The 15,446-nt window shown below is 69.4% G+C and carries 9 protein-coding genes; 5 read left to right on the top strand and 4 right to left on the bottom strand.

Going from position 1 to position 15,446, the window contains the following annotated elements; all coding sequences use genetic code 11:
* Window positions 1-119 precede the first annotated feature (119 nt).
* The 5 genes from thiC (at window position 120) to WK25_RS05800 (ending at window position 5,594) form a co-directional block, all read left to right on the top strand.
* A complete protein-coding gene (thiC, locus tag WK25_RS05820) occupies window positions 120-2,051 on the top strand; it encodes a phosphomethylpyrimidine synthase ThiC (RefSeq protein ID WP_040143844.1) in 1,932 nt (643 codons plus the stop codon).
* A gap of 255 nt (window positions 2,052-2,306) precedes the next feature.
* On the top strand, window positions 2,307-2,522 hold the full coding sequence (locus tag WK25_RS05815; protein ID WP_040143843.1) for a glycine zipper 2TM domain-containing protein: 216 nt from the start codon (window positions 2,307-2,309) through the stop codon (window positions 2,520-2,522).
* Between the two features lie 215 nt (window positions 2,523-2,737).
* Window positions 2,738-2,986, top strand: coding sequence for a hypothetical protein (locus WK25_RS05810; protein WP_069241162.1), 249 nt, complete (start codon window positions 2,738-2,740; stop codon window positions 2,984-2,986).
* 159 nt (window positions 2,987-3,145) lie between these two features.
* Window positions 3,146-4,072 (top strand): DMT family transporter, encoded by a 927-nt coding sequence (locus tag WK25_RS05805; protein WP_040143841.1) that lies wholly within the window; start codon window positions 3,146-3,148, stop codon window positions 4,070-4,072.
* 241 nt (window positions 4,073-4,313) lie between these two features.
* Entirely contained in the window at window positions 4,314-5,594 is a 1,281-nt protein-coding gene (locus WK25_RS05800) for an EAL domain-containing protein (RefSeq protein WP_040143840.1), read from the top strand.
* 49 nt (window positions 5,595-5,643) lie between these two features.
* Here the strand turns inward: WK25_RS05800 and arfB are convergent, their stop codons facing one another.
* Genes arfB through recC form a run of 4 tightly spaced genes read right to left on the bottom strand, consistent with a single transcriptional unit; the run spans window position 5,644 to window position 15,390 of the window.
* Window positions 5,644-6,048, bottom strand: coding sequence for an alternative ribosome rescue aminoacyl-tRNA hydrolase ArfB (gene arfB / locus WK25_RS05795; RefSeq protein ID WP_069241161.1), 405 nt, complete (start codon window positions 6,046-6,048; stop codon window positions 5,644-5,646).
* Window positions 6,045-8,369 (bottom strand): AAA family ATPase, encoded by a 2,325-nt coding sequence (locus WK25_RS05790; RefSeq protein ID WP_069241160.1) that lies wholly within the window; start codon window positions 8,367-8,369, stop codon window positions 6,045-6,047. The genes arfB and WK25_RS05790 overlap by 4 nt, the downstream gene beginning before the upstream one ends.
* Window positions 8,366-12,070, bottom strand: a complete 3,705-nt coding sequence (gene recB / locus WK25_RS05785; protein ID WP_069241159.1) for an exodeoxyribonuclease V subunit beta — start codon at window positions 12,068-12,070, stop codon at window positions 8,366-8,368. Before recB ends, WK25_RS05790 begins: the two co-directional genes overlap by 4 nt.
* Window positions 12,067-15,390: an exodeoxyribonuclease V subunit gamma gene (gene recC, locus WK25_RS05780; RefSeq protein WP_069241158.1), complete on the bottom strand. Its 3,324-nt coding sequence runs from the start codon at window positions 15,388-15,390 to the stop codon at window positions 12,067-12,069. Before recC ends, recB begins: the two co-directional genes overlap by 4 nt.
* Window positions 15,391-15,446: the final 56 nt, after the last annotated feature.

Below are 15,446 nucleotides of genomic sequence, written 5' to 3'. Positions count from 1 at the left end.
CTTCTGACGAATCCGCCGCCTCACCAAGCCTCGTCTCCAGCTTAGCTCGAGCCCCCCAATTCGTCAAGGGCTCCGGGCAAGCGCCGCCGCGCGTGTCCGGCGCCCGCACAGGAGATTGCATGAACGCCAATCCGAAGTTTCTGTCTGCCGACGCTCACGTCGACGCCGCTGCCGTCGCCCCGCTGCCCAATTCGCGAAAGGTTTATGTAACCGGCTCGCAGCCCGACATCCGCGTGCCGATGCGCGAGATCACGCAGGCCGACACCCCGACCGGCTTCGGCGGCGAAAAGAATCCGCCGATCTACGTATACGACACGTCGGGCCCGTACACCGATCCGGACGCGAAGATCGACATTCGCGCGGGCTTGCCCGCGCTGCGCCAGCGCTGGATCGAAGCGCGCGGTGACACCGAGGTGCTCGACGGCCTGTCGAGCCGGTACGGCCGCGAGCGCGCTGCCGACCCGGCCACCGCCGACCTGCGTTTCCCGGGCCTGCACCGCAACCCGCGCCGCGCGCAGGCCGGCAAGAACGTCACGCAGATGCACTACGCGCGTCAGGGCATCATCACGCCGGAAATGGAATACATCGCGATCCGCGAGAACCAGCGCCGCGCCGAATACATCGAGAGCCTGAAGTCGAGCGGCCCGAACGGCGCGAAGCTCGCCGCGATGATGGGCCGTCAGCACCCGGGCCAGGCGTTCGGCGCCGCGGCCTTCGGCGCGAACGCACTGACCGAGATCACGCCCGAGTTCGTGCGCGACGAAGTCGCGCGCGGCCGCGCAATCATCCCCGCGAACATCAATCACCCGGAATCGGAGCCGATGATCATCGGCCGCAACTTCCTCGTAAAGATCAACGCGAACATCGGCAATTCGGCCGTCACGTCGTCGATCGGCGAGGAAGTCGACAAGATGACGTGGGCGATCCGCTGGGGCGGCGACACGGTGATGGACCTGTCGACCGGCAAGCACATCCATGAAACGCGCGAGTGGATCATCCGCAACAGCCCGGTGCCGATCGGCACGGTGCCGATCTATCAGGCGCTCGAAAAGGTCAACGGCAAGGCCGAGGACCTCACGTGGGAAATCTTCCGCGACACGCTGATCGAGCAAGCCGAACAAGGCGTCGACTACTTCACGATCCATGCCGGCGTGCGCCTGCAGTACGTGCCGCTCACCGCGAACCGGATGACGGGCATCGTGTCGCGCGGCGGCTCGATCATGGCGAAGTGGTGTCTCGCGCATCACAAGGAAAGCTTCCTGTACGAACACTTCGAAGAGATCTGCGAGATCATGAAGGCGTACGACGTGAGCTTCTCGCTCGGCGACGGCCTGCGGCCCGGCTCGATCTACGATGCGAACGACGAAGCACAGCTCGGCGAGCTGAAGACGCTCGGCGAGCTCACGCAGATTGCGTGGAAGCACGACGTGCAGGTGATGATCGAAGGCCCCGGCCACGTGCCGATGCAGCTGATCAAGGAGAACATGGATCTCCAGCTCGACTGGTGCAAGGAAGCGCCGTTCTACACGCTCGGGCCGCTGACCACCGACATCGCGCCGGGCTACGACCACATCACGTCGGGCATCGGCGCCGCGATGATCGGCTGGTTCGGCACCGCGATGCTGTGCTACGTGACGCCGAAGGAACACCTCGGGCTGCCGAACAAGGACGACGTGAAGGAAGGGATCATCACGTACAAGCTCGCCGCGCATGCGGCCGACCTCGCCAAGGGCCATCCCGGTGCGCAGGTGCGCGACAACGCCCTGTCGAAGGCGCGCTTCGAGTTCCGTTGGGAAGACCAGTTCAACCTCGGCCTCGATCCGGACAAGGCGCGCGAATTCCACGACGAAACCTTGCCGAAGGATTCGGCGAAGGTCGCGCATTTCTGCTCGATGTGCGGCCCGCACTTCTGCTCGATGAAGATCACGCAGGACGTGCGCGAGTTCGCGGCGCAGCAAGGGGTGTCCGAAAGCGAGGCGCTGCAGAAGGGGATGGAGGTCAAGGCCGTCGAATTCGTGAAGACCGGCGCCGAGATCTACCACCGCCAGTAATCCGGCGAGCGAGCGATGCGGTCCATGCGGGCCGCGTCTTCGCGCACTGAACGAAGCCCGCTTCCGAGCGGGCTTTTTTGCGGGCGCGCCCGCATCGGGCGTGCCTGTGACGGCCCGCGAAACAATTGATTACGAAACCGCAAGCGCCTTAACAAGTCCTTACAGCAGCCGCAGGAGGCGGCGCGTAGATTGGGTTCATGCGCGGCCGCGAGCCGGTCGCGCGACCTCCCATTCACTACCACAAGGACAACGATCATGAGCTATTCGATTCGGCGTTTTGGGGTATGCGCGCTGCTCGTTGCGACGGTAGCCAGCCTGTCGGCCTGCGATTCGATGTCGCGGCGCCAGCGCGATACGGCAATCGGTGCCGGGGTCGGCGGTGTAGCGGGCGCGGCGATCGGTGGCAATGCGCTGTCGACGCTCGGCGGCGCGGCCGCAGGCGGCCTCATCGGCAACCAGATCGGCAAGTAAGCCGGGCCGCGCCCGCGGCTCCGGGCGCGAGGCGGTTCCATCGGACGGCGTTTCCGCGATGCGGAAGCGCCGTTTTTGCATCGCGCGGCGCGCCGGGGGCGGCGAGGCGCGCGATCCTGTGCGGAAATGATCCGTTACCGTTTTGCGCCCCCTGTCATCGTTCGACGGCCTAAGCTTAAGCATCTGCCGATTGCCGGCCGCGCCGGAGAGACATCATGAACAGGACCCTCGTCGCCGCGGCGGTCGCGTGCGCGACACTCGCGGGCTGCTATTACCCTTACGGCTACTATCCGTCCGGCTATTACACGGCCGCGCCGGTCCAGCCCGCGCCCGTGTACGTCGACCCCGGCCCTGCGTACTACTATCCGGCGCCCGTCTATGCGCCGGCATGGGGCGGTTACTGGGGCCCGGCGCTGTCGCTGAACTTCGGCTTCGGCGGACGCGGGGGCTGGCGCCATCATTGAGCGAACGAGCCGGCCCGCGCTCGGCTGCCGGGCGGGTTCGCGCCGGCGGCACGTGAACGACGTGGATCGTCCGTTTCTTGTCGTTTCATCCGATCGTGAAACGACGCCTCGGTAACGCGGTGTAAGATTCATCGCATCCCGTCCCTGCCCGCCCCGCCGATGTCGCCCAAGAACGCATTTCTGCTGACCGTCCTCGCCGCCCTGTGGGGCGCGTCGTTCCTGTTCATCCGGGTGGGCGTCGCCGAACTCGGCGTCGCGCCGTTGATGGCGCTGCGGGTGGGTATCGGCGCGCTGTTCCTCACCGGCCTCGCGCTGACGCGCTTCAAACCCGCGGAGCTCGGTGCGCGGCTGCGCCGGCACGCGTGGCCATTGTTCGTCGTCGGCGTGCTGAACTCGGGCGCGCCGTTCTGCCTGTTCGCCTATGCCGAACTGACGCTGTCGGCCGGCGTGACGTCGGTGATCAACGCGACGACGCCGCTGTGGGGCGCGCTCGTCGCGTATCTGTGGCTCAAGGACAAGCTGTCGCTCCCGCGTGCGCTCGGCCTCGTGATCGGTTTTGCCGGCGTGCTCACGCTCGTATGGGATCAGATCGCGAACGCGCATGGCAGCGCCGGTGCGAGCGCAACCGCGCTGGCAGCCGCCGCCGCGCTCGGCGCGACGCTGCTGTACGGCATCGCGGCCAACTACACGAAGCGCAAGCTTAGCGGCGTCGATCCGCTCGTCAACGCGACCGGCAGCATGATCGGCTCCACCGTGCTGTTGCTCCCGTTCGCGATTGCGACCTGGCCGGCGACCGCGGTCGGCGCACATGCGTGGGGCGCCGTGCTCGCGCTGGGCGTCGCGTGTACGGGCATCGCTTACTTCATCTTCTTTTATCTGATTGCTCATGTCGGCCCCGCCCGCGCGATCACCGTAACGTTCGTGATCCCGGTGTTCGGCCTGCTGTGGGGTGCGCTGTTTCTCGGCGAACACGTTTCGGTCGTCATGATCGAAGGCTGCGCGATCGTGCTGGTCGGCACCGCGCTCGCGACTGGCGTGATCAAGCGGATTCCCGGGTTCGGTTCGCGCGGCGGCGAAGCGGCCTGAGCGGTACGGCGGCCTTTCCGTCCCGCATTCCGGCGCCGGCCGCGTGGCGCGAACGCCGGTGTAGCGTTTGCGTCTGGAGTTACCCTGATACGCGCGCCGCGCCATTCCCGTTACACTCGAGACACTCATCCGCAGAAGGCGGTCACGATGCACCACGTTTTTTCGCGTCCACCTGCGCGTGCGACGGCTTTTGCGTGGCGGCACGACATCCCCCTTCGTTCGCCGCCGGGCGCCCGTTGACATGAAGCCCTCCCGCGACCTCTCGCTCGATTCCCTGCTCGAACGCCTCACGCCGACACCCAGCGGCTGGATCGCCACGTACCGCGACACGACGCTGCGCAGCGTGTTTCAACCCGTGCTGTCGATCACGCACAAGCGCGTAGTCGGGTACGAAGCATTGCTGCGCGTCGTCGATCCGAACGGCACGCTGGTGTCGCCCGTCGCGCTGTTCGACAAGACGCGCGCCGCCGCGGATGCGCTGCTGCTCGACCGGCTCGCCCGCTGTCTGCACACGGCCAACTTCGTCGCGCAAGGAATCGGCGACGGCTGGCTGTTCCTGAACGTGACGCCGCGCGTACTCGATTCGGGCCTCGTGCAGCGGGAATTCGTCGAGGCGCTGTGCCGGCATTTCGCGCTGCCGCCGAACCGGATCGTGCTTGAAGTCGTCGAGCAGCCGTCGCGCGACGAAGCCGCGCTCGCGCGCACGATCGACATGATCCAGCATCGCGACTTCCTGATCGCGATCGACGATTTCGGCACCGGCTTCTCGAATTTCGATCGCGTGTGGCGCGCAAGGCCCGATATCGTCAAGCTCGACCGCTCGCTCGTCGAGCGGGCGAACGCGTCGGCCGACGATCGCCGGATCATGCATCACCTCGTATCGATGCTGCATCAGGCCGGCGCGATGGTGCTTGCCGAGGGTGTCGAAAGCGACGACGCGCTGCAGACGCTCATGGAGGCCGACATCGATTTCGTGCAGGGCTTCCAGTTCGGCCAGCCCGACGCATCGATCGCGCACGCGAGCGCCGCGGCACCGGCGATGCTCGACGCCGCATGGCAACGCTTCATCGCGCGGCGGCATACGCCCGCGATCGCCGAGCAGCCCGGCTTCGATGCGATCGAGCGACTCGTGCTCGCCGGCGCGACCGCATTTTCCGCAAGCGGCAACCTGCAGGACGCCGCGCGACGCGTATTCGCGGTACCGGCTGCGCGACGCGTGTTCGTTACCGACGAGATCGGCGAACAGTTCCTGCCGTCGATCAGCGCACATCCGGAAGACAGCCTTGCAGGCGGCACGCGACTCGCACCGCTGTTTCCCGAAACGCACAGCAACTGGTCGCGACGCCCATATTTCCAGCGTGCGATCGCGGCGCCGGGGCGCGTCGCATTGATGGGCCCGCACTTCTCGCTGACCGAAGGCCGCGACTGCTACACCGCCGCGGTCGCGATCCGTGCGCAGGGGCGTCTCGTCGTGTTCTGCGTCGACTTCGTACTCGACAGCGCGGGAACCGTGATGCGATAGCGCTTGGCGACGGACATTCGCGCACTGCGCTCGCCGAGCCCGCATTGCGTCAGTCGATCACCCTTCCCCTTCCCGACTTCACCATGCTGCGGCGCGACTTGTGCTCGAGTCGCCGCTCCTTCGATGCGCGCGTCGGCCGCGTCGCGACCCGCGCTCGCGGCGTGAACGCAACGCTGCCGATCAGCGCATCGAGCCGCGCGAGCGCGGCCTCGCGGTTTTTCTCCTGCGTGCGGTATTCCTGCGACTTGATTACGACGACCCCGTCGCGCGTGATGCGCTGGTCGGACAGCGCGAGAAGCCGCTCCTTGATGACAGGCGGCAGCGACGACGCGCGGATGTCGAAGCGCAGATGAATCGCGCTCGACACCTTGTTGACGTTCTGGCCGCCGGCGCCCTGCGCGCGCACGGCGGTCCACTCGACTTCGGCCGGATCGAGCCTATAGCGGATCATCATCGCGACGTCTCCCTGCGGCGCCGCGCGAGCGCCTCGTCCACACGGGCGGCGAGGCCCGAATCGCGTTGTGTGCGCGTCGCGACCGCCTGTGCGAGCACGCGTCGCGGGCCGATCACCTGCACGCGCGTACGAGCGCGCGTGACGGCCGTATAGACGAGCTCGCGCGTGAGCACGCGGCCGAACGATGCCGGCAGCACGAGCGCAGCCTCGTCGAATTCGGAGCCCTGCGATTTATGGACCGTCAGCGCGAATGCGGTTTCGTGCGGCGGCAGCGCGGCGGGCGAAACCGCCCGCGCGGTGCCGTCGGCACGCCGGAACCACACGCGCAGCACGCCGTGCGCGTCCGGCAACGCAATGCCGATGTCGCCGTTGAACAGGCCGAGTGCGTAGTCGTTGCGCGTGACCATGACAGGCCGCCCGGCGAACCAGTGTGCGCCGACCGCGAGCGGCACGCGTGCGACATGCCGCACGTGCGTCGCCACCAGCGTATTGACGTGCTCGGCGCCTCGCGCACCCGCGCGCGTCGCGCACAGGATCCGGAAGCGGTTGAGCGCATCGAACAACGGCAACGGATCGGGCACCGGCTCGGACAACGCAGTACGCAATGCATCGAGATATGCGCCGAACCGGCGCGCCAGCCGCTCGACCGTCGACGCCGACAGCGTATCGCCCGCGTCGTCGTGGAACGACGCGGCCGCGGTATCGTCGGCAGGCAGTGCATCGAGCGCGGCCTGCACGTCGCCGCGACGGATCGCGAGCGACAGGCGGCCGATCGGCGAGTCGAGCCCGAAGCGGTAGTTGCGTTCGAGCCATACGACGCAGTCCGCGAGCGGTGCGGGTGCGGGCGACGCTGCGGCGATGTCGTCGGCTCGCGGTGCGGCAGCCGGGGCGAGCGCAGGATCGAACGGCGCAAGCTCGACCGCATCGAGCCATGCAAGTTCGTCGGCCTCGATCCATGCGGGATCGGACGCTGCAACTCCGTTCCCGGCGTCGGTGTCGGCCGGCGTCGGCTGCGCGAGTGGCGGTGAAGCCGCGGGCGGCGCGATGTCGGCACGACCCGGCGGTTCGTCCGACGGCTCGTCGTCAAACAGCGACGCCTGGCGCGCATCCACATGCCGCCGTGCTGCCGGCTTGCGTGCGGCCGTCGCGGGCAACGATGCGGTGGGTGGATTTGAAGCCGAAGCCGAAGCCGAAGCCGGGGCGGAGGCCGAAGCCGGCATTCGGGCGTCAACCTCGCCTGCCGTGTCGCCGTCAGGCACTGGCAACGCGGCAACGAATGCCGCCTCGTCGATCCCGAGCGCCTCCGCGATCCGGGCACGCGCCGCGGGCGTGAACGTCGGCCGCGCACTGAGTTCCGCGAACACCGCGCCGGCCTCGACCGCGGCGAGCTGATCCTTGTCGCCGAGCAGCACGAGCCGCGCGCCCGGCGCGAGCGCGTCGAGGAGATGCGCGGCGAGCGCGACGTCGATCATCGACGCCTCGTCAACGACGATCAAGTCGTACGGCAGCGGATTGTCGCGATGATGACGGAAGCCCGCCGCCCCGCCGCCGCCGAGCAGGCGATGGAGTGTGTACGACGTGTCGGGCAGCCGCGCGGCCAGTTCCGGCGGCAGGTCGCCCGCACGCGCATGCAGCGCTTCCTGCATTCGCTGCGCAGCTTTGCCGGTCGGCGCCGCCAGCGCGATGCGCAGGCCCGGATGCGCGTCCAGCAGACATGCGAGCACGCCGACGACGGTAGTCGTCTTGCCGGTGCCGGGGCCGCCGCTGACGATGGTCACACGCCCCGTCAGCGCAACGATCGCCGCGACGCGTTGCCAGTCCACGTCGCCCGTCGCCGGCCCGAAATAACGCTCGAGGCTGTCGCGCAGCCGTTCGGGCGCCAGCGCATCGGCCGGCGCGGCGACGCCGGCCTGCGCGACCAGCGCATCGGCGAGCCGCCGCTCGTAGTCGAAATAGCGCGACAGGTATAGATGATCGTGCCGGTCGACGATCAGCGGCCGCTCGTCGCCGCGCGCGAGCGCGCCGAACGCCACCAGCCCGCTCGCCGCAAGCGCCGCGCGCACGTTGTCGACCGATTCGTCGTAGCGTTGCGCAAGTGCGGCAAGCGATACGCACACATGGCCAGCCGCGGTCGCGCGGCTCGCCGCGAACGCGGCACGCGCCGCCCAACGCGCGGCGGCGGCTGGCGCCCCCGCGCGGCGCGACAGTTCACCGATACGGCGTGCAAATCCTTCCGCGAGCGCAATGCCGAAATCCGCGGGCTCGGGCAGACGCGCGACGAGGCCGCCGGCGAATTCGAGCGTATCGTCGGGCGCGTTCATGCGCGGCCCCCTTCCATCATCCTGTCGAGCGCGTCGACGAGTTCGCGCGCGGGCCGCCGCGCGTGCACGCCGGCCGGCTCGCCGCCGCTGCGCCAGTCGGGCCGCACACCGCGAACGAACAGATACAGGTAGCCCGCGATGTGCGCGTCGTAGTCGTAGTCGGGCAATCGCCCGCGCAGATAGCGATGCAGCGCGACCGTATAAAGCAGTGCCTGCAAGTGATACGCATGATCGGCCATCGCGACGTCGAGCGCGCGCGGGCCGTACGCATCGGGCGTATTGCCGAGGTGGTTCGACTTCCAGTCGACGATCCAGAACCGGCCGTCATGTTCGACGATCATGTCGATGAAACCCTTGATGAAACCGGCCAGCATGCCCGCGTCCAGCGCAACGTCCGGATAGCCGTACGCGACCAGCAGCCGGCGCAGCGCGCCCAGATCCAGCGACGGCGCCGGAAACAGGAACCCCATTTCGTCGAGACGCTTCGCGGGATCGAGATCCGCAAGCCGCATGCCCGGCACGAGTTCCGTTTGCACGACGTCGCCGACGAGCCGCGCCATCATCGCGGGCAGCCGCGCGGCGAGTTCGGGCTCGGCCTCGACCGGCCGGTCATGCAGTGCACCGAGCGCGGCCTGATGCCAGGAATCGGGCTCCGCAAACCGGCTGAGCTCGAACAGGCGGTGCAGGCACTCGCCTGCCGCCGCGCCGCGCGGGAACACGAGGATGTCGTCGTCGGGCGGCTCGGTCGCAACCGCATCTTCCAGCGCGAACGCACCGTCGGGCGTCACCGCCGCGAGCGCATCGTGATCGGGACGCAATTCGTCGTCCGGCACGACCGCGACGCCCGCCTCCTCGCGCGCCATCGACGCGGTCAGCGAACTGAAGCTCGCCATCCGCCACGCATCGCGCAGCACGCGTGTCGCATGGCGCGCCGCGAGCGTCTGCGACGCATCGTGGCCGGCCGCAAGCCGTTCGCGGCGCACCGGCACCGGCAACGGCGCGACGCTCACCGGCCCGCCGGCCAGCGCTTGCCACGCCGCGTCCAGCACCGCTTCGTCGGGCGGCTCGTCGAGCCACGCGTCGAACGTCTGGCCGGCGCCGGCCACGAGCCAGTTCAGCACGCTGCGCCGCGCCTCGCGGGTCGAGCGCGACGACAGATACGGCCCGGCGACGAGATAGCACCGATAGACCGCACGCGTGAGCGCCACGTAGACGAGCCGCGCGCGCTCCGCCGCCTGCTCCCGCAATGCCTGACGCGCTGCATGCTCGGCGGCTGCGTCGTCGCAGCCGTAATGCAGGACCGCATCGCCCGCATCGTCGTGATATTCGCGCGCGTCGGGCAACCCCGACGCGGGCGGCTCGCGCAACGCGCCATCGTTCAGGAACGGACAGAAGACGACCGCGTATTCGAGGCCCTTCGACTTGTGCACGGTCACGATCTGCACGAGGTTGCGATCGGATTCGAGACGCAGCTGGGCTTCCTCGCCGCCGCCGTCGAGCCGTTGCGCGGCAAGCCAGCGCAGCGTCGGCGCGATGCCCGGCTGCGCGGACGCGCGTGCCTGCGTCAGTTCGGCCAGATGGTTGATGTCGGTCACGCGACGCTCGCCGTCCGCACCGGCCATCAGACGTTCGGCGATCCGCAGCTCTCGCGTGAACGTGCGCCACATCACCGCAAAACCCCGTTCGCGCCACAGCAGTCGATAGCGCGAGAAGCGCTCGACCCAGCTCATCGCATCCGCACTGTCTGCCGCTTCGCGCGACGCGTCGCCGTCGCCCTGCTCCATGCGCCACAGCGCGCCAGCGTCCAGGCCGAACCAGTCGGCCGCGAGTGCTGCGCGCAGCCGCCGCAGATCGCCCGGCGCGTCGATCGCCGCCAGCACGCGCTCGAGCTGCTCCGCGTCGCCGGTCGAAAACACCGATGCCTGCGCGAGTTCGACGCTGCCGATTCCCCACGTGGCGAGCACACGCTTCACGAGGCTGCCCTGCCGGTGCGTCTGCACCAGCACCGCGATATCGCCCGGCGACAACGGCGTGTCGCCGAGCCGCGCATGCCCTTCGCGTGCGCCGCGCATCAGGCGCGCGATCTCGGCAGCACATGCCTGCGCGGCCTGCGCCTGCGCGTCGCGCTTGAGCAGCGTGCCGTCGCCGCCCGGCAGCGACCAGATCCGGAAATCGCCGCCCGGCCCGGAATCGGTCTCGTCGACAAACGGCGGACGCACGCGCGTGCCCGCCCGAACCGCGTAGTAGTCGAGCCCGTCGAGCACGAACGCGCGCGGGTTCGACATGAAGAAGCGGTTGCACGCATCGACGATCGCAGGCGTCGAGCGCTGGTTGACGGCGAGCGTGTAGCACGCGCTCGCGCTTGCGCGCGCAGCGAGATAGGTGTGCAGATCCGCTGCACGGAAACTGTAGATCGCCTGCTTCGGATCGCCGACGAGAAAGAGCGGGCCGCCCGGCGCGAAGATCCGGTCGAAGATCGCGAACTGCAGCGGGTCGGTATCCTGAAATTCGTCGATCAGTGCGGCAGGATAGCGTGCGCGCAGCGTGTCCGCGAGCCACGGATGCGCATGCAGTGCGTGGTACAGATTCGCGAGCAGGTCGTCGAACGACACGATTCGACGCGTGCGCTTGCGCTCGGCCAGCTCGGCCGGTGCCGTGTCGAGCCACTCGGCGATCAGTGCGAGCCAGCGCCCGCGCTGCGCGGCCTCGGCCGCGGCCACTGCCGCTTCGAGCGCATCGGCCACGTCGAAGAACGCGTGTTCGGGCGTTGCGCCGCCTTTCTTCGTCGCTTTCACGAGCGCGGTGCGCGTCAGCTTGAGCGCGGCTTTCGGAAGCGCGGCCTGCGCATTGCCCCGTGCGAAATGCGCGGACCACGCAGCGAGTGCGTCCGCGACTGCATCCGGCTTGTGCGAGCGCTGGTTCAGCGCGGGCTGCGCGGTGCGCAGCAACGCGTCGATCGCGTCGCGCTCGTCGGCCCACATCCGCGCGGCCTCGGCAAAACATTCGTCGGCAGCGGCCTCCGCCGATTCGTCCGGCTCGACGACGCCGTCCCAACGCAGCGCAGCGAGCGGCTTCTTCAGCCGCCGTGCGAGTTGCGCATCCAGCGCGGCCGGCCCCGCCCCCGAATCGACGAGCCAGGTCGCGAAGCCCGGCCAGCGGCCGGCCATCGGTTCGACGCGCGTGCGCCAGAAGTCCGCCGCGAGTTCGAAGCGCAGCGCCGCATCGTCCGCCTGCATGTCGAACGCGAACGGCATGGCAGCCGCGAACGGCGCTTCCTGCAACGCACGCTGACAGAACGCGTGGATCGTGTGGATCGCCGCCTGGTCGAATGCACGCAGCGCTCGGCGGATCCGCTTCGCCGCCGTCTCCGGATCGAGCGCGCCCGCCTCTCCGAGCGTCGTCTCGACCAGCCGCGCGACGAATGGATCGCCGCCGTCGTCGCCGGTATCGAGCGCATGTGCGAGCTGCGCGAGCCGCCCGCGGATCCGTTCATGCAATTCCGCCGTTGCCGCCTTGGTAAACGTGACGACGAGGATTTCGTCCGCACCGAGATCCTTTTCGAGCAGCAGGCGCACGTAGAGCGCGCAGATGTTCCACGTCTTGCCGGTACCGGCGGACGCCTCGATCTGGTTGACGCCATCGAGCGGGCACGCGAACACGTCGAGTTCGAGCGCCGCCTGTGGCCGGGTTGCGGCGCTCATGCGTCCTCCTTCAGATGTTCCCGCATCGGCTCGAACACGAGCCGCGCGAGCGTGCTGAACGGCTCGTCGAGCGACGGACGGGCGCCCCGCCATGCGATCGCGATGGCCGGATCGTCGGCTTCGCTCGCCACGCGTTCGTTGATCCACACCGTCGCGGCCTTGGCCTCGCCGTCGAACACGCGCGCCCACGCACTGCGCGGAAAGAATCGCAGCGGCATGCGCCGGCCCGCGCGGAACAGTGCGGCCAACGGCCCGAGGTGTTCGAGCGGCGCCGCGACGGGCGTGAGTTCGAACGCGCCGCCGCTGCCGAACCACAGCGTGCGGCGCGGGCCGCCGGGCTCCACCGCGCAGTAGACGAGGTGCGCGAGCCACGCGGACAGGTAGTCGCGCGCGCTCGGCCGTGCGTAGCGATAAATGATCTGGCCGGCCGGCGTCACCCTGTTCAGCGTGCCGTGCAGTTCGAGCGGCGCGCTCACCGCATCTTCGGACAGCATCGCTTCATCGGCGCCGAACAGCGCGTGGCCGGTGTCGGGCCATGCAGGTGCGATCTCGAGCGTGAACGGCCGCCGCTCCGCTCCGTCGGCCAGTGCGCGGCGCACGCTCGACGCCAGTTGCATCATCGAGTCGAGCGCCTGGTCGCGCCAGACTGCGCCCGTCGCGCCGCCCGGCAGTTCCGGGCTGGCATCCGCGATGCGCAGCGCGTGGTCGTGTGCGCCGCCTTCCTCCGTTTCAATCAAAAGCGGCAACACGCGCTCGGCAAGCGCATCGCTGCCCGCGAAGTCCAGCGCGAACGGCTCGGTGTCGAGCAGTTCGGACTGCGCGTCGGACAGCACGATGCCGAGCCGCGCGCGCAGCAGCGCGCGGGCGGGATGCCGCCAGAAACGCTCGAATTCGCTGAACGCGACGGGTTCGACCGGCTCCGCCGGCAGCGGCTGCGCGAAGAACGGCTGCTCCCGCGCCGTTTCGGCCGCCAGCAGCGACGCGAGCGCCGCACGCTCGGCGTCGTACGACACCAGTTCGCTCCCCGGCCGGAAATACTCGGCCGCGAACGGCTGCAGCGGATGCTCGACGATGAACGCGCGGCGCGCGGCATCGACCTCGTCCGGCGCGGCATCCGCGCCCGCTGTGACGATTGCGAGGTGATCGAGCAGTTCGTCGACGAGCGCCGCGGGCGGCAGTGGCGCGTTGTCGCGAATGCTGCGGCCGGTGTACGCGATCAGCAGCCGGTCGCGCGCGGCGAGCAGCAGGTCGAGGAACAGGTTGCGCTCGTCGTCGCGACGCTGCCGGTCGCCAAGCTTCGGCAGTACGGCCATCAGGTCGAATTCGTCGGCGCGCGCCAGACTCGGCAGCACGCCGTCGTCCATCCCGAGCAGGCACACCACACGGTACGGCAGCCCGCGCAGGCTTGTCAGCGACGAGAACGTGACGCCGCCCCACGGCACGCCGCCGCGCGCCGGATCGTCGAGCGCGGCCGCCAGCCCCGCGCGCACGACGGCCGCGGGCAATGCTTCGTCGGGCGCGCCTTCCGTCATCGCGGCAAGCATCGCGTCGAGCGCGTCGCGCACACCCGCGAGCGCATCCGCATAAGCGGCGCCGGAGTCGAAAAATCGCGCCAGCGTGTCGGCGAACAGCTCGCTCCACGCGCGCGGCGTGTGCGCGTCGGCAAGCCGCCGCGCGAAACCGTCGAGATCGTCGGTGAAACGGGCGAGCCGGCCGAGCAGTTCTGCCTCGCTGCCGGTGGCCGCCTCGATCGGCAGCCACGCGCCGACAGGCGCCGCGCCTTCGGGCATCGCATAGCCGAGGAACAGTCGCGCGAGCGCATCGGAGAACGTATGGCGCGGCGCCGGCACAGCCGCATCGTCGCTCGCCGCCGGCGAGAGCCCGCGGCGTGCGCCGGCGGCGGCGAGCCACGTTTGCACCGTTTCCAGCGCGGCCGCGTCGATCCCGTAGCGCGCGGCCACTGCGTCGACGCGCAGCCACTCGACCAGTTCCGGCGCGCCGACCTGCCGCTCCGGCAATGCGAGCCATTCGAGCAGCACGCGCGCGATCGGGTTCGCCTGCGACGGCGGCAGCCCGGTGATCCGGTAAGGCACACGCGCGCCGCCGCTACCCGCCGTGCCGAATACCGCGTCGATCAGCGGGCCCGCCGCCGCGAGATCAGCGACCGCCACGAGCACGTCGGACGGCTGCAGCGTCGAGTCGGCATCGAACCACGCGAGCAGGCGGTCGTGCAGCACCTCGAGCTGACGTGCGAGGCTGTGACACACGTGCACCTCGATCCCGCGCTCGGCCGGCGCGTCGCCGAGCTCGGCTTCCGGCTGCAGCTCGAGAATCGCGTTCTGCACGCGCGCAAGCCAGGTCGGCGCCGGATTCGCAACGTACCGCGACGCATCGCCTGACGCAGCGCTTTCAGTCAGCTCATGCAGCATGTGCAACTGCGCCTGCGTCTGCCGGCCCCACTCCGCAAGCAGCGGATGGCCGACTTCCTGATAGTCGAGCCGGCCGGCTGCATCGAGCGCCTCGGCATGCGCGGCCGTGACGATATCGAACCAGAATTCGCGGCACGGGTTCAGCGCATAGACGCGCACGTCGATCCACCGCGACAGCTCGCGCAGCAGCGCAACGTGCAGCGGCGGCATCGTCGGCAGCGCGAACACGCTGACCGATTCCGGCCACGCCGCGCGCGCGACGGTTTCGGCATCGAGGTGGCGCGCTTCGACGAGAAAGCGATGTGCGGGCGGCGTGCCGCTGTCGCTCAGTTCAGCGAGCAGCGCACGCCACAGCGCGGCCTGCCACTGCTCGTCGTCACGTGCGGCGTCGCTGATCCCGCGCGGTGCGGCGTCGCCCGCCAGCACCGATTCGCCGGCCTGCCATGCGGCCAGCCATTCGGGCCGGTAGGTCAGGTAATGATCGAGCACCGCGGCAACGCGCTGCGCCAGCTCGTAGCGCATCGCGTCGTCGGACGCGGACAGATACGCGGCGAGCCGCCGCGACGCGAGCCACGGCGCGCCGCCCGCGGCCTGCGCGAACAGCCGGTAGCACCGCCACACGAGGCGGTCGGGCGCGAACGGCGAGCGCGCAGGCACCGTCAGCACCCGACCGATCTGCGCCCACAGCCATTGCGCGAGGTACGTAAACTCGACGTTCGCGCACACGCCGTGGCGCACGGCGATGTCGAGCTCGAGCCGGCGGCGCAGCGCCGCGCTCGGGACGATCACCTGTTGCGGGGCCCACGGGCTGCGGGCCGGAAACGCGGCCAGGTCGTCGAGCAGCGCGTCGGCCAGCGTTTCGTGACGGTTCGAATAGAAGAGATGGAGCATGAAGCGGGTGTCTGGGCGTCGCGCGGCCGGGCCGCACGAACGGGAGCACCAAGGAT

The organism is Burkholderia latens, assembly GCF_001718795.1.
GTDB lineage: Bacteria > Pseudomonadota > Gammaproteobacteria > Burkholderiales > Burkholderiaceae > Burkholderia > Burkholderia latens_A.
This window is presented reverse-complemented; position numbering and strand designations above follow the sequence as displayed.